Origin of the sequence: Ralstonia soli (genome assembly GCF_023955655.1) — a bacterium.
Lineage (GTDB): Bacteria > Pseudomonadota > Gammaproteobacteria > Burkholderiales > Burkholderiaceae > Ralstonia > Ralstonia soli.
Genome location: NZ_JAMXHT010000003.1, coordinates 282,437 through 301,660, shown reverse-complemented (window position 1 = coordinate 301,660; position 19,224 = coordinate 282,437). Strand labels below are relative to the sequence as shown.

The 19,224-nt window shown below is 65.8% G+C and carries 17 protein-coding genes; 7 read left to right on the top strand and 10 right to left on the bottom strand.

Annotation, left to right across the window (positions count from 1 at the left end; translation table 11 throughout):
* Nucleotides 1-4: 4 nt before the first annotated feature.
* Complete coding sequence (locus NG900_RS08420; RefSeq protein ID WP_252679163.1) at nucleotides 5-877, bottom strand: AAA family ATPase; 873 nt, start codon at nucleotides 875-877, stop codon at nucleotides 5-7.
* A 300-nt stretch (nucleotides 878-1,177) separates the two neighbouring features.
* On the opposite strand from NG900_RS08420, the gene NG900_RS08415 reads away from it, so the two are divergent.
* Complete coding sequence (locus NG900_RS08415) at nucleotides 1,178-1,537, top strand: c-type cytochrome (protein WP_252679162.1); 360 nt, start codon at nucleotides 1,178-1,180, stop codon at nucleotides 1,535-1,537.
* Between the two features lie 11 nt (nucleotides 1,538-1,548).
* The gene (locus tag NG900_RS08410) at nucleotides 1,549-1,947 is read left to right on the top strand and encodes a c-type cytochrome (protein WP_252679160.1); all 399 of its coding nucleotides are present in this window, start codon (nucleotides 1,549-1,551) and stop codon (nucleotides 1,945-1,947) included.
* A gap of 66 nt (nucleotides 1,948-2,013) precedes the next feature.
* On the opposite strand, the gene NG900_RS08405 is transcribed toward NG900_RS08410, so the two are convergent.
* The gene (locus tag NG900_RS08405) at nucleotides 2,014-2,448 is read right to left on the bottom strand and encodes a DUF1841 family protein (protein ID WP_252679157.1); all 435 of its coding nucleotides are present in this window, start codon (nucleotides 2,446-2,448) and stop codon (nucleotides 2,014-2,016) included.
* Between the two features lie 114 nt (nucleotides 2,449-2,562).
* On the opposite strand from NG900_RS08405, the gene NG900_RS08400 reads away from it, so the two are divergent.
* Together NG900_RS08400 and NG900_RS08395 are read left to right on the top strand one after the other, a co-directional pair.
* Nucleotides 2,563-3,498, top strand: coding sequence for a DMT family transporter (locus NG900_RS08400; RefSeq protein WP_252679142.1), 936 nt, complete (start codon nucleotides 2,563-2,565; stop codon nucleotides 3,496-3,498).
* A 70-nt stretch (nucleotides 3,499-3,568) separates the two neighbouring features.
* Entirely contained in the window at nucleotides 3,569-4,156 is a 588-nt protein-coding gene (locus tag NG900_RS08395) for a malonic semialdehyde reductase (RefSeq protein WP_252679140.1), read from the top strand.
* A gap of 63 nt (nucleotides 4,157-4,219) precedes the next feature.
* On the opposite strand, the gene nth is transcribed toward NG900_RS08395, so the two are convergent.
* Nucleotides 4,220-4,864 (bottom strand): endonuclease III, encoded by a 645-nt coding sequence (gene nth, locus NG900_RS08390; RefSeq protein ID WP_252679137.1) that lies wholly within the window; start codon nucleotides 4,862-4,864, stop codon nucleotides 4,220-4,222.
* A 13-nt stretch (nucleotides 4,865-4,877) separates the two neighbouring features.
* Complete coding sequence (gene rsxB / locus NG900_RS08385) at nucleotides 4,878-5,696, bottom strand: electron transport complex subunit RsxB (RefSeq protein ID WP_252679135.1); 819 nt, start codon at nucleotides 5,694-5,696, stop codon at nucleotides 4,878-4,880.
* A 140-nt stretch (nucleotides 5,697-5,836) separates the two neighbouring features.
* Here rsxB and NG900_RS08380 point away from each other — a divergent pair, with 140 nt between their 5' ends.
* On the top strand, nucleotides 5,837-6,532 hold the full coding sequence (locus tag NG900_RS08380; RefSeq protein WP_252679128.1) for a TetR/AcrR family transcriptional regulator: 696 nt from the start codon (nucleotides 5,837-5,839) through the stop codon (nucleotides 6,530-6,532).
* A 67-nt stretch (nucleotides 6,533-6,599) separates the two neighbouring features.
* Here the strand turns inward: NG900_RS08380 and NG900_RS08375 are convergent, their stop codons facing one another.
* Both NG900_RS08375 and NG900_RS08370 read right to left on the bottom strand, forming a co-directional pair.
* Complete coding sequence (locus NG900_RS08375) at nucleotides 6,600-7,871, bottom strand: polyhydroxyalkanoate depolymerase (RefSeq protein WP_252679126.1); 1,272 nt, start codon at nucleotides 7,869-7,871, stop codon at nucleotides 6,600-6,602.
* 216 nt (nucleotides 7,872-8,087) lie between these two features.
* Complete coding sequence (locus NG900_RS08370) at nucleotides 8,088-9,284, bottom strand: amino acid aminotransferase (RefSeq protein ID WP_252679125.1); 1,197 nt, start codon at nucleotides 9,282-9,284, stop codon at nucleotides 8,088-8,090.
* Between the two features lie 344 nt (nucleotides 9,285-9,628).
* Between NG900_RS08370 and uvrB the strand changes: the two genes are divergently transcribed.
* Together uvrB and NG900_RS08360 are read left to right on the top strand one after the other, a co-directional pair.
* A complete protein-coding gene (gene uvrB, locus NG900_RS08365; protein WP_252679123.1) occupies nucleotides 9,629-11,734 on the top strand; it encodes an excinuclease ABC subunit UvrB in 2,106 nt (701 codons plus the stop codon).
* A 168-nt stretch (nucleotides 11,735-11,902) separates the two neighbouring features.
* Nucleotides 11,903-14,005 carry a site-specific recombinase gene (locus NG900_RS08360; RefSeq protein WP_252679118.1) on the top strand — a complete coding sequence of 701 codons (2,103 nt, stop codon included), beginning with the start codon at nucleotides 11,903-11,905 and terminating at the stop codon, nucleotides 14,003-14,005.
* 553 nt (nucleotides 14,006-14,558) lie between these two features.
* Here the strand turns inward: NG900_RS08360 and rbsK are convergent.
* The 4 genes from rbsK to NG900_RS08340 are packed head-to-tail and all read right to left on the bottom strand — an operon-like array spanning nucleotide 14,559 to nucleotide 19,201.
* On the bottom strand, nucleotides 14,559-15,530 hold the full coding sequence (gene rbsK / locus NG900_RS08355) for a ribokinase (protein ID WP_252679117.1): 972 nt from the start codon (nucleotides 15,528-15,530) through the stop codon (nucleotides 14,559-14,561).
* A gap of 43 nt (nucleotides 15,531-15,573) precedes the next feature.
* On the bottom strand, nucleotides 15,574-16,614 hold the full coding sequence (locus NG900_RS08350) for a LacI family DNA-binding transcriptional regulator (protein ID WP_252679102.1): 1,041 nt from the start codon (nucleotides 16,612-16,614) through the stop codon (nucleotides 15,574-15,576).
* Between the two features lie 18 nt (nucleotides 16,615-16,632).
* Nucleotides 16,633-17,631: an ABC transporter permease gene (locus NG900_RS08345; protein ID WP_252679100.1), complete on the bottom strand. Its 999-nt coding sequence runs from the start codon at nucleotides 17,629-17,631 to the stop codon at nucleotides 16,633-16,635.
* Nucleotides 17,621-19,201 (bottom strand): sugar ABC transporter ATP-binding protein, encoded by a 1,581-nt coding sequence (locus tag NG900_RS08340; RefSeq protein ID WP_252679098.1) that lies wholly within the window; start codon nucleotides 19,199-19,201, stop codon nucleotides 17,621-17,623. The genes NG900_RS08345 and NG900_RS08340 overlap by 11 nt, the downstream gene beginning before the upstream one ends.
* Nucleotides 19,202-19,224 lie beyond the last annotated feature (23 nt).

The window sequence follows — 19,224 nt, the reverse complement described above, 5'->3', positions numbered from 1 at the left end:
CCCGTTAGCGGTTCGCGCGGTTCATGAAGACCAAGCGCTCGAACAGGTGCACGTCCTGCTCGTTCTTGAGCAGCGCGCCGTGCAGCGGCGGAATGGCAGCGTTCTTGTCCTGGCTGCGCAGCGATTCCGGCGGAATGTCTTCGGCCAGCAGCAGCTTGAGCCAGTCGATCAGCTCCGACGTGGAGGGTTTCTTCTTCAGTCCCGGCAGGTTGCGCATCTCGTAGAACGCGTCCAGCGCGGCCTTGACCAGCGCCGGCTTGATGCCCGGGTAGTGCACGTCGACGATGGCCTGCATCGTCTCCGCATCCGGAAACTTGATGTAGTGGAAGAAGCAGCGGCGCAGGAAGGCGTCGGGCAGCTCCTTCTCGTTGTTCGACGTGATGATGACGAGCGGGCGGTGCTTGGCGCGGATGGTTTCGCGCGTCTCGTACACGTAGAACTCCATGCGATCGAGCTCGCGCAGCAGGTCGTTCGGGAATTCGATGTCGGCCTTGTCGATCTCGTCGATCAGCAGCACGACCGGTTCGTCGGCCTCGAAGGCTTGCCACAGCACGCCCTTGACGATGTAGTTGCGGATGTCGTGGACTTTGTCGTCGCCGAGCTGCGAGTCGCGCAGGCGGGAGACGGCGTCGTACTCGTAAAGACCTTGCTGGGCTTTGGTGGTCGACTTCACGTGCCACTGCAGCAGCGGCATGCCCAGTGCGGCGGCCACTTCCTCGGCCAGCATGGTCTTGCCCGTGCCCGGCTCGCCCTTGATGAGCAGCGGGCGCTGCAGCGTCATCGATGCGTTGACGGCAAGTTTCAGGTCATCGGTGGCGACGTACTGGTCCGAGCCTTCAAAGCGTGTGGCAGGGGCAGGCGAGGTGGTGGTGTTCATCGTGCAAGCCTACTGAGCGGTAAAAGATTGGGAAACGGCCAGTATAAGAGCATTTCCGTGTTTGCCGCCGGGCAGCTTCGGGGCGGGCGCGCCGCGCCATTCCTTGCTGTCAAGTCACGGGAGCCCTAACTGGACTGGCAAAAAAACGGTGCTGTACAATGCGCCGGTTTGACGCACCTCAAACGACCGTCCTCTGGCTTCTTGCCAACGGCGGGTGAATGCGCCCAGCGAGACAGCCGGCTGATACGAGCCAAGCCGGCAGGGCGAGCAGGATTCTGAAACTCCACGCTTAAGAACGAGATGAAAAAGATCCTCACCATGGTGGCCGCGCTTGGCGCATTCGGCGCACTGGCCGACACCGCCGCCGCAGCCGACGTTCAGGGCAACGCGGCAGCCGCCGAGAACAAGGTCGCCATGTGCATCGGCTGCCATGCCATTCCCGACTACAAGACGTCGTTCCCCGAGGTGTATCGCGTGCCCTATCTGGGCGGCCAGAACGCCAAGTACATCGAAAGCGCGCTGCATGCGTACCAGAAGGGTGACCGCAAGCACCCGACCATGCGTGCCATCGCCGGGTCGCTGACCGACCAGGACATCGCCAACCTGGCGGCGTACTACGCGCAGCAGACGGCTGCTACCCAGAACAACCCCCAGAAGTGACGAGGAAGAATATGAAGAAGATCTCGCTCGCAACCTCGTTCAGTCTTGGCGCGTTGATCCTGGGTGCTGCCGTGTCGGCGCAGGCCGCTGATCTGGAAAAGGGCAAGCAACTGGTGGAGAAGGGCACCTGCGCTGCCTGCCACGGCGCTGGGCTGAATGCTCCGATCTCCCCGGACTACCCGAAGCTGGCTGGCCAGCACGGCGACTACATCTTTCACGCCCTGCGTGCCTATCAGACCAGCAGCAACCCGCTGGTCGGCCGCAGCAACGCCATCATGGCCGGTCAGGTCAACAGCAACCCCGCCACCATGGGTGCAGACGGCAAGCCGCGTCCGTTCACCGAGGCCGAGCTGAAGGACATCGCTGCCTATATCGAATCGCTGCCGGGTTCGCTGGTGCTCAAGAAGTAATCGGGTCTCTGCAGGTAAAGAAAAACCGCTCTTCGGAGCGGTTTTTTTTGACTTTAGTTCCCCGCTTCAGCGGGCCGTGGCGCGCTTGCGCACGCATTCGATGTACGCCTCGCCATCGGGCGGCAGGCCGGTGCGCTGGGCCGTCCACAGCATCTGGCCGAGACATTCCATCACCTGATGCTGCGCCTCGTGCGGCGAGTCCAGCCGCTGGGCCAAAGCCTCATACGCGGCGCGGATGCCGCGCGGCTGGTCCACCGACACCTGCTCGCTGATCGACAGGTGCATCGACAGGTGCAGGAACGGGTTGCTCTGGCCGCTTTCGGGCGTGTAGTCGCGGGCGAGGGCCTCTTCGCCGGCTTCCAGCGTGTCGTGGTATTCGGGATGCTGCTGCATCCAGTCGACCGCCATGGCTTCGAGCGGCGTGAGGATTTCGGCCTGGCGGTGCTTGCGCCAGGCGCCGCAAAAGAATTGGCGGACTTCGTCGCGGGAGGGATTGAACATGATCCCGGCATTGTACCGGCGCGCCCGGATGCCTGCCCGCGAGCGCAGGCGACGCCGACGTTACAATGGCGCCCCCGCACCCCAGACGGCGATCGAACAGAAACGCCGCATGCCATGAGACAAGCCACCGATTCCACCCTCGCTGCGCGCGCTGCCGACAAGCTGCTCGGCGTGCTGCTGATCGCCATCTCCGCCGCGTCATTCGGGGCGATGGCCATCTTCACGCACTACGCCTACGCCAGCGGGGCCAACGCGGTGGGGCTGTTGGCGGTGCGTTTCGTACTCGCGGCCGCGGCGCTGATGGTGGTGATGCGCGCGCGGCGCATCGGCATGCCGCCGTGGTCCCGCGTGGCCGGGTTGGCGGCGATGGGCGGCATCGGCTATGCGGGGCAGTCGTTCGCGTTCTTCACGGCGTTGAACTACGCACCGGCCAGCCTTGTGGCGCTGCTGCTGTATCTGTATCCGATGTTCGTGACGGTGCTGGCCGCGATCTTCCTGCGCGAACGGCTGATCACGACCGCCATCATTGCGCTCGTACTGTGTTCGGTCGGGGCGGGGCTGACGGTGGGCGGTGCGGGACTGGCCGGCGGCAGCATGCTCGGCATTGCGCTGGGCGTGGCTTCGGCGGCGATCTACTCGGTCTACATCACCGTAGGTGCACGCGTGACACGCGGAGTGGACCCGCTGGCTTGCACGACGATCATCTGCACCGCGGCGGCGGTGGTGTACACCGGCATGGCACTGGCCGGCGTGCCGGCGCAATTGCCAGGCACCTTTGGGGGCTGGGCGGCAGCACTGGCGATTGCGGGGCTCTCCACCGTGGTGGCCATCCTCACGTTCTTTGCCGGCCTGCAGAAGCTAGGGGCGGCGCAGGCGTCGATGCTGTCTACGCTGGAGCCCGTGGTCACGGTACTGTTGGCCGCGCTGTTGCTGGGCGAATCGATCGCGCCGATGCAGATGACCGGCGGCGTGCTGATCCTGGCTGGCGTGCTGTGGCTGACGCGTGCCGATGCACGGCCCGCGGGGCACCAGCCAGACGATATGGCCTGAGCGTCGCCTGACGCGAAGGCGGGCCGCCATTACAATGCGCTCCTCAACCTATTTCTCGGAGCGCCCTGCAATGCCCATGCTTGAACCGTCCGTGCTGGACCAACTGTTCCACGCAGCCCGCACCCACAACGTGTGGCTGGACAAGCCGGTCGACGATGAACTGCTGCACACGCTGTACGACACCGTGAAGTACGGCCCGACCGCCGCCAACAGCACCCCGGCCCGCTTCGTGTTCGTCAAGAGCGCCGCCGCCAAGGAACGCCTGATTCCGTGCATGTCGGCCGGTAATCAGGAGAAGACTCGCCAAGCCCCCGTGGCCGTGATCGTCGCGTACGACACGCAATTCCACGAGCAACTGCCCAAGCTGTTCCCGCATACCGATGCACGTTCGTGGTACGCCGGCGACCAGGCCAAGATCAACGCCGCCGCACTGATGAACGGCTCGCTGCAAGGCGGCTACCTCGTGCTCGCCGCGCGTGCTCTCGGCCTGGACTGCGGCCCGATGGCCGGCTTCGACGCCGACAAGGTCAACCAGACGTTTTTCCCCGATGGCCAGTGGAAGGTCAACTTCATCATGAACATCGGCTACGGCGATGCGGAGAAGCTGCACCCGCGCAACCCGCGCCTGTCGTTCGAAGAGGCCTGCAAGATCCTCTGATGGGTCTGCGCGCTGCGCAAAGAAAAACGGGGACTCGCACAAGACACTGCGGTCCCCGTTTTTTTATTCCTTCGGCGCCGGCGTTTTCGGCTTGAATTCGCACAGCGGCTCGATGGCGCAGTGCCAGCATTCGGGTTTGCGCGCCTTGCACACGTAGCGCCCGTGCAAGATCAGCCAGTGGTGCGCATCCTGGCGGAATTCCTCGGGCACCACCTTCAGCAGCTTCAATTCGACTTCCAGCACGTTCTTGCCCGGCGCCAGCCCGGTGCGGTTGGCCACGCGGAAGATGTGCGTATCCACCGCAATGGTCGGCTCGCCGAAGGCCGTGTTCATCACCACATTGGCCGTTTTGCGGCCCACGCCGGGCAGGCCTTCCAGCGCATCGCGGTCACGCGGCACCTCACCGCCGTACTGATCGAGCAGGATGCGGCACGTCTGCAGGATGTGCTTGCACTTGGTGCGGTACAGCCCGATGGTCTTGATGTATTCGGTGATGCCTTCCTCACCGAGCGCCAGCATCTTGGCCGGCGTATTGGCCACCGGAAACAGCTTGCGCGTCGCCTTGTTCACGCCCACATCGGTGGCCTGTGCAGAGAGCAACACCGCAATCAGCAGTTCGAACGGCGTCGTGTATTCCAGCTCGGTGGTCGGCGTCGGGTTGTTCTCGCGCAGGGTCTCGAAGATGGCGTAGCGCTTGGCGGGATTCATCGTCAGGCAGGGATCAGGATTGGTCTGCGTCGGGCTTGGCGCTGCGTTCGACCTGGTGAGCGATGCGCTTGCGGCGGGCCTCGGCCTCATCGATCTGGGCCTGAACATCCGCTGACACGTCGGTCACGTTGCGTGGACCTTGTCCGCGCGCAGCCATCTCCGCCTGCTTCTGGCGCGCGCGCTCGATGGCGGCCTGGATGATCGCCTTCTTGCGTGCCTGCGCGGCGAGTTCGGCGTCATCCGCGGGTTGTTCTGCGCTCACGGCGGCAAGCTTGGCGGCGGCCTTGGCGGCCAGCCGCGCTTCGTTCTCCGCCTGTTCGCGCTTGAGGCGTACGTTGCGGAAGACATAGCGGTCGCGTGCGACGTCGGCCTGCTCCTGGCTCCAGGCATCCCAGCCCGTGCGGTCTCCGGTGACGGGGACCATGTCGATGCAGTCGACTGGGCAGGGCGGCACGCAGAGGTCGCAGCCGGTACACCAGTCTTCGAGCACCGTGTGCATCGCTTTGGGCGCGCCGACGATGGCGTCGACCGGGCACGCCTGGATGCACAGCGTGCAGCCGATGCAGCGTTCCGGGTCGATGACGGCCACGGCGCGTGGTTGTTCGATGCCGTTGGCGGGGTCCAGCGGCAGCAATTCACCCGTGCGGCCAAGCGCGTCGGACAGGCGACGGATACCTTCCGCACCGCCCGGCGGGCAGCGGTTGGGCAGCGCCTCCCCGCTGGCCATGGCTTCAGCGTACGGGCGGCAGCCGTTGTAGCCGCACTTGGTGCATTGCGTTTGCGGCAGGAGATGTTCGAGCTGGTCAGCCAAAGACCGGGCCAAGGAAACCACGATGGGACTTGTCGTTTGAATAGCCTGCCATTATCGCCGATTTGGCTGCCACGCAAGACGTGCATGCCCTGACAATGCATGCGGCGGGCCTTGCTTAGCCCTATGACATAATCGCCGGGTTCTAAACGGACCGACGTGCCATGCCGTCTCACCCAGCCGCGCCGCCTGATGACATCGAGGCTGAGCCCCAAGGCGACTTCGCCGCACCTCGCGTGCGCCGCGACCCCGCCGGCACGCGCCGGCGCATTCTCGCCGCCGCCATCGAAGAGTTCTCGCGAGGGGGCTTTGCCGGGGCCCGCGTCGACGCCATCGCCCGCCGCGCCGAAACCAACGAGCGCATGCTGTACTACTACTACGGCAGCAAGGAAAAGCTCTTCCTGACCGTGCTCGAGCACATGTACTTCCGCTTTAAAGAGGCGGAAGAGCAGGTGCAGATCGAATCGTCTGACCCGCGCGAGGCGGTCATCCAGCTCGCGCGCTTTGTCTGGGATTTCTATTACGAGAACCCCGAGTTCATCCGCCTGCTCAACAGTGAGAACCTCCACGAGGCACGGCATTTGAAGACGTCGCCGCACCTGGGCGAGCTGGTCAACCCTGTCATCGACGTACTGCGCGGCGTAGTGGAGCGCGGTCAGCACGCCGGCATCTTCCGTAACGACATTGATGTGTCGCGCCTGTACCTGACGATCTCGGCGCTGGGTTACTACGTGCTGTCCAACCGCTACACGATCAGCGCGGTGGTCGGCCGCGACATTGCTTCGGCCGATGAGCACGAGGCCTTCGCGCAGTTGCATATCAAGATGCTGCTGGCGTATCTGGAGCGACCCAAGGATTGACCGGTCAGTGCGTCGGCAAACAAAAAAGCCTCGCGATTGCGAGGCTTTTTCTTTGGGGCCTAATCGATCAGGCGACGGCCTTGATACGCGGCGCGTTCTGGTCGTACTGGCGGATGAAATCGCGCAGTTGCGGATAGACCTCTTCGCGCCAACGGCGGCCCGAGAAGATGCCGTAGTGGCCGCACTTGGGTGCCGTCAGATGCTGTTTGCGCGCCTTCGGGATGCCGGTGCACAGGCCGTGCGCGGCTTCGGTCTGGCCGCTGCCGGAGATGTCGTCCAGCTCGCCTTCGATGGTAAAGAGCGCCGTGCCCTTGATGTCCTGCGGGCGCACCGGCTTGCCATCGATCACCCACGTGCCGTTGGCCAAGTGGAATTCCTGGAACACGTCGCGGATGGTCTCAAGGTAGTACTCGGCTGCCATGTCGAGCACGGCGTTGTACTCGTCGTAGAAGCGCACGTGGGCTTCGGCGTCTTCCGTATCGCCTTCGATCAGGTTCAGGTAGTAGTCGTAATGCGACGACAGATGGCGGTCCGGGTTCATGGCGACGAAGCCGGCATGCTGCAGGAACCCCGGATACACCTTGCGGCCGTGGCCCGGATAGTTGGCCGGCACCGTGTAGATCACGTTGGTCTCGAACCAGCTGTGCGATTTGTTGGTCGCCAGCGAGTTGACGGCGGTCGGGCTCTTACGCGCGTCGATCGGGCCGCCCATCATGGTCATGGTGCGCGGCGTCTTCTCACCGTCCGAGGCCATCAGCGAGATGGCGGCCAGCACCGGCACGGTCGGCTGGCACACCGAGATCACGTGCAGCTTGTCGGCGCCGATGTGGTTGATGAACTCGCGGATGTAGCTGATGTAGTCCGCCAGGTGGAACGCCCCTTCGTTGGTCGGCACCATGCGGGCATCGATCCAGTCGGTCACGTACACCTTGTGATCCTGCAGCAGCGTGCGCACGGTGTCGCGCAGCAGTGTGGAGTGGTGGCCCGACAGCGGCGCGCACACCAGCACCACCGGCTCGTCCTTGAGCAGCTTGATGGTTTCGGCGTCGTCAGCGTAGCGCTTGAAGCGGATCAGGCGGCAGAACGGCTTTTCGATGATGGTCTGTTCGACGATCGGAATGTCGCGGCCGTTGGACCTGACGGAACGGATGCCGAATTCCGGCTTCTCGTATTCCTTGCCTAGGCGGTACAGCAACTCGTAGCCAGCGGCGTAGCGTTGTGCGCCGGGCATGAGGGACAGCGGGCTCAAGGGGTTGGTGAAGGTCTTGGCGGTCGCTTGGGCCCAGGCCGTCATGGGGCTGAGCAGGGCGCGCTGGAATTCGTGGAGCTGGTAAAGCATGGCTGGACCGATTCGGAGTGACGGGATCAACGCAACTGATTATGCGCCTCGATGCATAGTACTGCGACGCAGCATAAACCCTGATACTTCTTGGTACATAGAGTGTGGCGCGGCTTTCATGATGCGCCCGTGTCAGTCTACTTATATGCAGCAAAAAAGCGGCCGAAGCCGCTTTTCTTTTTGCATTTGCCCCGCAGGCGTGGCGGTCAACGCACCTTACAGCACATCGGCGATGGCGTTCACCACGGCGTCGATGTTATGCGTGTTCAGCGCAGCCACGCAGATGCGGCCGGTCGACACCGCGTAGATGCCGTGCTCGTTACGCAGGCGATCCACCTGGGCCGAGGTCAGGCCCGAGTACGAGAACATGCCGCGCTGGGCTTTCACGAACGAGAAGTCGGTCTTCACGCCCTTGGCGGCCAGCTTGTCGACCAGCGCGTTGCGCATCGACTTGATGCGGTCGCGCATCTCGCCCAGTTCCTGCTCCCACATGGCGCGCAGTTCGGGGCTGTTCAGCACCGTGGCGACCACCGTGCCGCCGTGCGTGGGCGGGTTGGAGTAGTTCGTGCGGATCACGCGCTTGACCTGCGACATCACGCGGGTGGCTTCGTCCTTGCTGGTCGTCACGATCGACAGGGCGCCGACGCGCTCGCCGTACAGCGAGAACGACTTCGAGAACGAGCTCGACACGAAGAACGGCAGGCCCGAGTCGGCAAACAGGCGCACGGCCAGGCCGTCTTGCTGGATGCCGTCGGCAAAGCCCTGGTAGGCCATGTCGAGGAACGGGATCAGGTTCTTGGCCTTGATCACTTCAACGACCTGTTTCCACTGGTCGGCGGTCATGTCGACGCCGGTCGGGTTGTGGCAGCACGCGTGCAGCACGATGATGGTGTTCGGGGCGTAGCTGTTGAGCGATTCCAGCATGCCGGCGAAGTTCAGGCCGTGCGACGGCGCGTCGTAGTACGTGTAGTTGACGACTTCAAAGCCGGCCGACTCGAACAGCGCGCGGTGGTTTTCCCAGCTCGGATCGGAGATGGCAACCTTGGCGTTCGGGTACAGGCGCTTGAGGAAGTCGGCGCCGATCTTCAGTGCGCCGGTGCCGCCCAGGGCTTGCGCCGTGACCACACGGCCTTCGGCGATCAGCGGGGAATCTGCGCCGAACAGCAGCTTCTGCACGGCCTGGTCGTAGGCGGCAATGCCTTCGATCGGCAGGTAGCCGCGCGGGGCGATGGTGGCCAGGCGGGCCTTTTCGGCTTCCTGCACGGCGCGCAGCACGGGGATTTTCCCTTCGTCGGTGAAGTACACGCCCACGCCCAGATTCACTTTGGTGCTGCGGGTATCGGCGTTGAAAGCTTCATTCAGGCCCAGGATGGGGTCGCGCGGGGCCAGTTCGACGGCGGAGAAAAGCGACATGAGATGTCTCGATCGGTTGGTTCGGAATTCGGTGGAGTGCTGCAGGCGGTGCGCCGCAAGCGGTCGGCAGGGCTGCCGACGCCGAATGCATGAAGCGGGCACAAGACCGAATTGTACCGAATACAGGCTCTAATCGCCCGAAAAAACCTTGCAGAACAGGCGTCTAAAGCATGCTGGCAGCCGCTACAGAGGGCGCCAATCCGGATATCCAAACGATTGCCGCGGGCCCTCCGGATGGCACGCTACACTAGACGATTGGTTGCAATTGCCGCCGTCGGCCCCATCTGTCTGGGGCGTACGAGTCACTTTGTTGGCGATTTGCGCTGCCATTCCCACCCGCCGCCATGACCGATCTGAGCCAAGTCCCCCATCCGCAAGACAACTCGCACGACGAGTCGAAATTTGTCACGTTCGAGGGCTCGCCGTTCCAGCTGTATCAGCCGTATCCGCCGGCCGGGGACCAGCCGGAGGCGATCCGCCAGCTGGTCGAGAACATCGAAGACGGCCTCTCGTACCAGACCCTGCTGGGCGTGACGGGCTCGGGCAAGACGTACACCATGGCCAACGTGATCGCCCGGGTGGGGCGTCCGGCCATCGTGTTTGCGCCCAACAAGACGCTGGCAGCGCAGCTGTATTCGGAGTTCCGCGAGTTCTTCCCGCGCAACGCAGTCGAATACTTCGTCTCCTACTACGACTACTACCAGCCTGAGGCCTACGTGCCGCAGCGCGACCTCTTCATCGAGAAGGATTCGTCGATCAACGAGCACATCGAGCAGATGCGGCTGTCGGCGACGAAGAGCCTGCTGGAGCGCCGCGACGTGGTGATCGTGGCCACCGTGTCGGCCATCTACGGTATCGGCAACCCGAGCGAATACCACCAGATGATCCTGACGCTGCGCGCGGGCGACAAGGTCAGCCAGCGTGATGTGATCGCGCGCCTGATCGCCATGCAGTACACGCGCAACGAAACAGATTTCCAGCGCGGCACCTTCCGCGTGCGCGGCGACACGGTCGACATCTTCCCCGCTGAACATGCGGAGATGGCCGTACGCCTGGAACTGTTCGATGACGAGGTCGAATCGCTGCAACTGTTCGACCCGCTCACCGGGCGCGTGCGGCAGAAGATTCCGCGTTTCACGGTCTACCCGTCGAGCCACTACGTCACGCCGCGCGAGACCGTGTTGAAGGCCATCGAAACCATCAAGGTGGAACTGCGCGAGCGGCTCGATTTCTTCTACAAGGAAAACAAGCTGGTCGAAGCGCAGCGGCTCGAGCAGCGCACGCGCTTTGATCTGGAGATGCTGCAGGAACTGGGCTTCTGCAAGGGCATTGAGAACTACTCGCGGCATCTATCTGGCGCGGCACCGGGCGAAGCACCGCCCACGCTGGTTGACTACCTGCCGCCCGACGCGCTGATGTTCCTCGACGAATCGCACGTGCTGATCGGCCAGCTCAACGGCATGTACAACGGCGACCGCGCGCGCAAGGAAACGCTGGCCGAATACGGCTTCCGCCTGCCTTCCGCGCTGGATAACCGGCCGCTCAAGTTCGCCGAGTTCGAGACCAAGATGCGGCAGGTGACGTTCGTGTCCGCCACGCCGGGGGATTACGAAAAGAAGACGGTGGGCGACACCGAAGTGGTGGAGCAGGTGGTGCGCCCCACCGGTCTGGTCGATCCGATCATCGAAGTGCGCCCGGCCACGACGCAGGTCGACGATCTGCTCTCGGAGATCCACCTGCGCGTGGAAGCCGGCGAGCGCGTGCTGGTGACCACGCTCACCAAGCGCATGGCCGAGCAGCTGACGGAGTTCCTGTCGGAGAACGGCGTCAAGGTCCGCTACCTGCATTCGGACATCGACACGGTGGAGCGCGTGGAGATCATCCGCGACCTGCGCCTGGGTACGTTCGACGTGCTGGTCGGCATCAACCTGCTGCGCGAGGGCTTGGACATTCCCGAGGTGTCGCTCGTGGCGATTCTCGATGCCGATAAGGAAGGCTTCCTGCGCGCCGAGCGTTCGCTGATCCAGACCATCGGCCGCGCCGCACGGAACGTAAACGGCACCGCCATCCTCTATGCGGATCGCATGACCGATTCGATGAAGAAGGCCATCGGCGAAACCGAACGCCGCCGTGCCAAGCAGATCGCCCACAACGAAGCGCACGGCATCGTGCCGCGCGGCGTGGTCAAGCGCATCAAGGACATCATCGACGGCGTGTACAACGTCGACGACGCGCGCGCCGAGCTGAGGGCCGCGCAAGAGGCCGCCAAGTACGAAGACATGAGCGAGAAGCAGGCGTCCAAGGAAATCAAGCGGCTCGAAAAGCAGATGCTCGACCACGCCAAGAACCTCGAATTCGAAAAGGCGGCGCAGGTGCGCGATCAACTGGCCAAGCTCAAGTCGCAGCTCTTTGGGGCGAGCGGCGAAGACCACATCGTTCCGGCTGCCTGAACCGCGCGGCCGCTTCGGTGGTCAGACGCCTGCCGCACGGCGCGAGCCAGGCGGCGGGTTGCCGTTGACACAATTTCAGATCAAATTCAGGCGCTGCGTGTCGCCTGACAGGGGTGCGGGCACGTTATGCAGCCGTCAGGCGCATGTGTCCGCCATCAAGGGAGTCCGATGTTCAAATTTTTGCTCAACCCGTGGCGCAAGTGGCGCGCTTCACGGCACGCCAGCCACCAGCTCGATGCCATCCTGGCGCAGTTCGCCCCCACGCGCAGCCTGGCTGAGCGCAATGAATGGCTGATCGAGCTGGCGTACTGGCTGCGCCGCGCCGATCGGCCCGCCGGGGCCACGTCCACCTCGTGGCGCTATGCACGGCTGCGCTACCTGCTACAGGTGCTCGAGAACAACCCGGCCCTGGCTGAACGTGTCGGGCAAACGGTGCGCTCCATCGTGCAAGACAACGACCCGGTGTCGTTGCTGTGCGATACGGGGCTGTCGTCGCGCTCGGGTTTCTGGGGCGAGTTGGTGGACCGCTGGCAGGCCCGCTTCCTGCCGCCCACGCCCAACCAGCCGCAACTGGCCGCGCTGTTTGCGCTGCTGTTCGTCGGCCCGCACGATGCCGCCTGGGTCGATGGCCTGGACGATGAACTCGTCACGCGCCTGCACGCTCTGTTCCGCACGGGGCTGAACGACGCCGCCACTGCCGATACTGAGGACGCCGCCGCCCAGACGCGCCTCGAACGCAGTCTCGGCATCAGCATCCAGATTCTCGTGAGCCAGGTGCGGGCGACCGGGTTGTCGCGCGCCATCCGCACCCGGCTGGACCACGTGGACGTGACGGACCTGCCGTTCTACCGGCTGGCCGATGCCGCCAACGCCATCTTCCTGGAGCGCCCGGACGGGGCGCTGCCCAGCCCTGAGCAGATCCCGCAGCAACTCAATTACCTGCGCGCGGTGTTGGACCAGTGTCGAGCCGCCACCGCCAGCGTCTACCAGCACCTGGACGAGAACGGCGTGTCGGTGGAGGTCGTGTTCCAGGTGGAGCGCATGAAGGCGTGGCTCGGCCGCATCGACCTGCTCCTCACCGCGTGGGCCGATGCACGTGCCTCGCGCCGCTTCGTGCACCTGACGGCCGAGCTCGTGTCCGCCAGCCAGCACCGCCGCAGCGTCGGCTATCTCATCCGCGCCACGTTTGCCGACCTGGCCCGCAAGGTGGTCGAGCGTTCCGCCGAAACCGGCGAGCACTACATCACCCGCGACGGCAAGGAATACGGCGCGATGGTCAAGGCGGCGGCAGGTGGCGGCCTGTTCACGGCGGCCACGGTGTACATCAAGTTCTTCATCACCGGCGCGCACATGAGCCGGGTGGCCGAAGGGTTCTTCGCGTCGCTCAATTACGCGGCAAGCTTTCTGGCGATTCATTTCGCCCACTTCACGCTGGCCACCAAGCAGCCCGCCATGACGGCCCCCGCGCTGGCGCACCGGCTCGACCAGGTGGGCCGCCCCGAGGGGCTGGATCGCTTTGTCGACGACACCGTCGCCATGATCCGCTCCAACGCGGCGGCCATTGCCGGCAACCTCGTGGCGGTGGCTCCGGTGGCGTTTCTGGTGCAGTGGGTGGCCGGGCATGTCTTCCAGAGCCACCTGATCTCGACCGAGAAGGCGGTGGCGACCATCGATTCGTTCTCCATCCTGGGGCCGACGCCGCTGTACGCCATCTTCACGGGGGTGCTGCTGTGGGCGTCGAGCCTGGCCGCAGGGTGGGCCGACAACTGGTTCGCGCTGCACCACGTGCACGACGTGATCAGCTATCACCGGCGCCTGCGCTTCATGGTGGGCGAGCGCCGGGCGCTTCGCATTGCCGATTTCTGGAAGCGCAATCTGTCGGGCGTCGTCGCCAACGTGTCGCTGGGGTTCATGCTGGGGCTGGGGCCGGAGATCGTCTCGTTCTTCGGGCCCCATGTGGAAGTGCGCCACGTCACGCTGTCCACCGGTGCGGTGGCCACGGCGGTGGGCGTGCTGGGTTCCGGCGTGATGCATACGGCCCCGTTCTGGCTGGCCGTGGCGGGCATTGCGCTCATGGGTGTGCTCAACGTGCTGGTGTCGTTTGCGCTGGCGTTCATCATGGCAATGCGCTCGCGCAATCTGCCGCGGCTGGACCGTTGGCGCATCACAGGCGCGGTGCTGCGGCGCATTGTGCGCGACCCGCTGTGCCTGCTGGTGCCGCGCGCCCCGACGGAATCGAACCCGCCCGGCAGCACCAGTACGCCGGCCTAGTGCCGGCCGGGCCCCGCTTTTGCCCTCACGGCTGGAGCTTGCGGCATCGTCTGTGGGGCTGTGCGCCTCACCGGCGGAGATGAAAGGCCCGGCAGTGGAGCCCGGAGGTCCGGCGGCGCCCCTCGGAGGCGCACGCGTGAGGGTTCGAGGTCCGACGTTGAGGCTCAGAGCTTCAGCGGTGGAGGTCAAAGCTCCGACGTTGCACCTAAAAGGGGCATGCGTGAGGGTCTGAACTCCGGCGTTGGCGTTCGGACCTTCGGCAATGGAGGTCAAAGCTCCGACGTTGCACCTGAAAGGGGCATGCGCGAGGGTCTGAGCTCCGGCGTTGGCGTTCGGACCTTCGGCAATGGAGGTCAAAGCTCCGACGTTGCACCTGAAAGGGGCATGCGCGAGGGTCTGAGCTCCGGCGTTGGCGTTCGGACCTCCGGCAATGGAGGTCAAAGCTCCGGCGTTGCACCTGAAAGGGGTGTGCGCGACGGTCAGAGCTTCACCGTCGGAGTCTGCCGCGCCGCGAACGGTGTTCAGAACACCGGCGTCGGTGTTCCGGACCTCATCACTCGGCCAACGACTCCGGGTGATGAAGCGCGCCAATCTCGCTGCGGAAGGGAATCGACGGCTGCGCGCCCAGCCGCGTGACCGACAGGGCCGCCGCCGCCTGCCCGAACGCGAGGGCCGCATCGGGGGCAGCGCCTTCGGCCAGCGCGGCCGCCAGGGCGCCGACAAAGGTGTCGCCCGCAGCGGTGGTGTCGATGGCCCGCGCCGTGGGAGCCGGGATCAGCCGGCGCGTGTCGGCATCGACATACGCCGCGCCGCGCGCCCCCAGTGTGACGATCACGTGCCGAGCCCCTTGCGCATGCAGGTCGACGGCGGCATCCAACGCCGTTTCCGGCGAATCGACCGGCAGGGCGGTCAGCAAGGCCGCTTCGGTTTCGTTGGGGATCAGGTAGTCGCACGCGGCCAGCCACGGCGTGGGCAGCGGCCCGATGGCGGGCGCCGGATTCAGGATCACGGTCTTGCCCAGACGCGCCCCCAGCTTGAGCGCGCATTCCACCGCATCCGGTGGCGATTCCAACTGGCAAACGATCACGCGTGCGCGCTCGAACGCGGCGCGCTGCGCTTCGATCATGGCGGGCGTCAGCAGTTCGTTGGCGCCGGCCACGATGACGATGGTGTTCTGCCCGCTGTTGGCCACCGTCACGCACGCAATGCCGGTGGCCGCACCGCTGTGCGCCGACACCATCGACGTGTCCACCCCCTCGCGGCGCAGGCCGTCGCGCAGCGCGGTGCCATAGGCGTCGTCGCCCACGCAGCCGAGCATGGCGACCCGCGCGCCAAGCCGTGCGGCCGCCACGGCCTGGTTGGCGCCCTTGCCGCCTGGAATGGTCTCCAGGGCGGGGGCCACCACCGTTTGCCCGGGGCGGGGCAGGCGCGGTGTGCGGATGACGAGGTCCATGTTCAGGCTGCCGACAATCAGGACGTCGGCAGCCGGGTGGGCGGAAGAGGCGGAAGGGCGCTTGGCCACCATGGCGGGACTACGTTGAAAGCGTGGAAGGCATGCGAATGCGGAATCAGGCGGCGCGGGCCGGACGCTCGGGTTCGGCGGTCGACTCGCGCAGCGACAGCCGCGGCGGCAGCACGATGCGGCGGGCCTGGCGTTCTTCAACCGGATGGCGCAGGGCGGCATCGCCGAGCTGTTCGAGCAGCGTCTGCGCGGTGGTTTCGCCCAACTGGCGGATCGACTGGCCAACGGTGGACAGCGCCGGGTAGACGTAGCGGCTGAGTTCGATGTCGTCAAAGCCGATGATGGACAGCGACTTCGGTACCGGAATGCCCAGCTCGGCTGCCGCACGCAGCGCGCCGATGCCCATCAGGTCATTGCTGGCGAAGATGGCAGTGGGCATCTCGCCTTCGGTCAGCAATTGGCGCGCGGCGCTGTAGCCGCCGGGGCTGGTGAAATCGCCCTCGGCAATGCGGGCGGACGCTTCCGGCACGCCGGCTTCACGCAGCGCACGATGAAAGCCCGCCAGGCGCCCGGCCGTCACGCTCAGCGCCGACGGCCCGCTGATGCAGGCGATGCGGCGGTGGCCGAGTTCCAGCAGGTGCTTGGTGGCCAGGTAGGCGCCTTCCTCGTGGTCGATCTGCACCTGATCGGCCTGGATGCCTTCGGTCGGGCGGTCGACCATCACCACGGGCAGCGCCGATTCGCCCAGGGCTTCGGTCAGCGCGTTGTCGGGGCCTGCGCTGCTGACGATGATGCCGTCGACGCGCTTTTCCATCAGCACGCGCAGGTAGTCGCGCTGCTTGCGGGGGTCGTCGTCGGAGTTGCAGAGGATGACGCTGTAGCCGGCGGCGGCGCAGACGTCTTCAATGCCGCGCGCCAGTTCCGCAAAGTACGGGTTGGTGGCGGTGGGCACCAGCACGCCGATCGTGCGCGTGGTGCGGTGCTTGAGCGAGCGGGCCACGGCGCTGGGCACGTAGCGTGTGGCGCGGATGGCCTCTTCCACGCGCTTGCGGGTCTCGGAGTTCACCGGCCTCGTGTTGTTGATCACGTGCGAGACGGTGGTGAACGAAACGCCGGCCAGTGCGGCTACGTCCTTGATGGTTGCCATGTGGTGCTCCTCTGTCTTCTAGTGTGGCTTGATGCGGCTGCGCCGGGTGCGGTAGGTATCCATGACCACGGCCGCGACGATGACCGCGCCCGTGATGATCCGTTTGGTGGGCTCGGAGGCGCCAATCTGTGCGAGGCCCGATTCGAGCACCGAGATGATCAGCACGCCGAACAGCGTGCGCGCGACCGAGCCGCGCCCACCCATGAGGCTCGTGCCGCCGATCACCACGGCGGCGATCACCTGCAGTTCCATGCCCTCGCCGGCGTTCGGGTCGGCGGCCTCCAGGCGCGAGACCTGGAACAGCGCGGCCAGGCCCGACAGCAGCCCCATCAGCGCGAATACCGCAATCTTGTACGGGCGCGGGTTCACGCCCGCGAGCCGCACGGCCTCTTCGTTGGTGCCGATGGCGACAAGGTAGCGGCCGAACACCGTGCGCACCAGCACGATCTGGCCGACAACTGTCACGGCAATCGCAATCAGGAACGCAGGCGCAATGCCCAGCGCGATCGGGTTGGCAAGCCAGTCGACCGCGCTGCCGATGTAGACCGTGCGCGAGTCGGTGAGGCTGTAGGCGAGGCCCCGTGCCATTTCCAGCACCCCCAACGACACGATGAACGACGGGATGCCCCAGTGCACCGTCACCGCGCCCGTGAGCGTGCCCGCCGCCGTGGCAAGCGCCACGCCCGCCAGCGCCGCGGGCAGCACGCCCCAGCCGAACTGGGTCATGGTGACGGACAGCACTGAGGCCGCCAGCGCCAGCACCGAACCCACCGAGAGATCAATCCCGCCGATCATCAGGATGAAGGTCATGCCCACGGCCATCACCAGCAGATCGGGGATCTCGTTGGCAATGGTGGTGAACGTGGGCAGCGAGAGGAACGTGGGCGAGAGCGTGCCGAAGAGCACCAGCATGGCAACCAGCGCGGCCAGCAACCCGCCGACCGTGCCGAGCGACATGCCCAGCGCGGCGCGTGTGCTCTGCGCCGCGGCAGGCGGCAGGGTGGAATCAGAGCGCATGCGCGGTCTCCGAAGACGATGCGGTGGCCGGCGACTCCGGAGCGCCCGACTCACCGAATGCGGCGGCGAGCAGGGCGTCCTGGCTCCAGCCGTCGCGTTGGAAGATGCGTGTCAGCCGCCCGGCGCGCATGACGCCGATGCGATCGCACAGTTGCATGAGTTCGCGCAAGTCGCTGGAGACCACGACGAGTGCCTTGCCGCGTGCGGCCAGCGCATCGAGCAGGGCGTAGATGTCGAACTTGGCGCCCACGTCGACACCGCGTGTGGGTTCGTCGAAGAGCAGGACCGGTGTGTCACGCTCGAGCCAGCGGGCAATCGCCACCTTCTGCTGGTTGCCGCCCGACAGCTCGCCAACGGGCTGCTCGGGCCCCTCGCATCGAATGCGCATCGACTGGATGTGCTGCTGCGCCAGCGCCCGTTCGCGGGCCGGTTGCAGCCAGCCGTGGCGCGTCACGCTCGGCATGTTGCCCAGCGCGATGTTCGTGGCGATGGGCAGGCCGAGCATCAGGCCTTCATCCTTGCGGTCTTCGGTGAGCAGGCTGATGCCGTGGCGCACCGCATCGCCGGGCGAATGGATGCGCACGGGCACCAGCGGCACGCCCACTTCGATGGTGCCGGCATCCGCACGGTCTGCGCCGAAGATCAGCCGCAGCAGCTCCGTGCGCCCCGCGCCGACCAGGCCCGCGATGCCGAAGATCTCGCCTGGCGCCACTTCGAAGCTCACGTCGCGCACGGCGCCCGCCCGCGAGAGGCCCGTGACGCGCAGTGCCGGTTCGCCGCCGCCGGAACGGCGTTCGCGCGCTGCGTGCTCAGTGTCGGGCGCCGCTGCGACCTCCCGCCCGACCATCGCCTGGATCAGTGCCTCTTGCGTGACCGTGGCGGCCGGTGCGTCGGTGATGAGCTTGCCGTCGCGCAGCACGACGATGCGGTCTGCAATGCGGGCCAGCTCATCCAGTCGGTGCGAGATATAGACGATGGCCACGCCCTCGCGGCGCAGCGCTTCGATGCGTTCGAACAGCGTGGCGCTCTCGTGTGCGCTGAGCATGGCCGTCGGCTCGTCGAGGATCAGCACGCGGCAGGCGCTGGCCAGTGCGCGGGCGATCTCGATCATCTGTCGGTGGCCGATGCCTAGCGTGTGCACGGGCGTCCACGGGTCGAGGTCCAGGCCGACGCGCGCGAGCGCCTGCTCGGCCTGGCGCTGCAGGGCCGCCCGATCGACAAAGCCCAGCCGCTGGGGCAGCTCACCGAGGAAGAGGTTTTCGGCCACCGTGAGCGTGGGCACCATGCTCAGTTCCTGCAGCACCATGCGCACGCCCAGCGCTTCGGCTGCGCAGCGCGAAGCCGGTGCGTACAGCGTGCCCGCCAACGACATCGCGCCCGACGTCGCCGTCTCCAGCCCGCAGAGAATCTTCGATAGCGTGCTCTTGCCCGCGCCGTTCTCGCCCGTGAGCGCGAGCACCTCGCCGGCGTGCACGTCGAGATCGATCTCGCGCAGCACGGGGGCGGCGTAGTGCTTGCTCAGCGCCGAGACGCGCAGCAGGGGCGGGCGTGGTTCGTAGGCGGAAGACATGGCTGGCGGCGGCTGGCCTGTCT

Coding starts and splice junctions, on each gene's coding strand:
- uvrB (WP_252679123.1), top strand. CDS start 9,629: ATGACCGATCTGAGCCAAGTCCCCCATCCGCAAGACAACTCGCACGAC.
- NG900_RS08350 (WP_252679102.1), bottom strand. CDS start 16,614: ATGGCAACCATCAAGGACGTAGCCGCACTGGCCGGCGTTTCGTTCACC.
- NG900_RS08415 (WP_252679162.1), top strand. CDS start 1,178: ATGAAAAAGATCCTCACCATGGTGGCCGCGCTTGGCGCATTCGGCGCA.
- NG900_RS08410 (WP_252679160.1), top strand. CDS start 1,549: ATGAAGAAGATCTCGCTCGCAACCTCGTTCAGTCTTGGCGCGTTGATC.
- NG900_RS08380 (WP_252679128.1), top strand. CDS start 5,837: ATGCCGTCTCACCCAGCCGCGCCGCCTGATGACATCGAGGCTGAGCCC.
- NG900_RS08405 (WP_252679157.1), bottom strand. CDS start 2,448: ATGTTCAATCCCTCCCGCGACGAAGTCCGCCAATTCTTTTGCGGCGCC.
- NG900_RS08370 (WP_252679125.1), bottom strand. CDS start 9,284: ATGTCGCTTTTCTCCGCCGTCGAACTGGCCCCGCGCGACCCCATCCTG.
- NG900_RS08420 (WP_252679163.1), bottom strand. CDS start 877: ATGAACACCACCACCTCGCCTGCCCCTGCCACACGCTTTGAAGGCTCG.
- NG900_RS08375 (WP_252679126.1), bottom strand. CDS start 7,871: ATGCTTTACCAGCTCCACGAATTCCAGCGCGCCCTGCTCAGCCCCATG.
- rbsK (WP_252679117.1), bottom strand. CDS start 15,530: ATGGTGGCCAAGCGCCCTTCCGCCTCTTCCGCCCACCCGGCTGCCGAC.
- NG900_RS08340 (WP_252679098.1), bottom strand. CDS start 19,201: ATGTCTTCCGCCTACGAACCACGCCCGCCCCTGCTGCGCGTCTCGGCG.
- NG900_RS08345 (WP_252679100.1), bottom strand. CDS start 17,631: ATGCGCTCTGATTCCACCCTGCCGCCTGCCGCGGCGCAGAGCACACGC.
- NG900_RS08395 (WP_252679140.1), top strand. CDS start 3,569: ATGCCCATGCTTGAACCGTCCGTGCTGGACCAACTGTTCCACGCAGCC.
- nth (WP_252679137.1), bottom strand. CDS start 4,864: ATGAATCCCGCCAAGCGCTACGCCATCTTCGAGACCCTGCGCGAGAAC.
- NG900_RS08400 (WP_252679142.1), top strand. CDS start 2,563: ATGAGACAAGCCACCGATTCCACCCTCGCTGCGCGCGCTGCCGACAAG.
- NG900_RS08360 (WP_252679118.1), top strand. CDS start 11,903: ATGTTCAAATTTTTGCTCAACCCGTGGCGCAAGTGGCGCGCTTCACGG.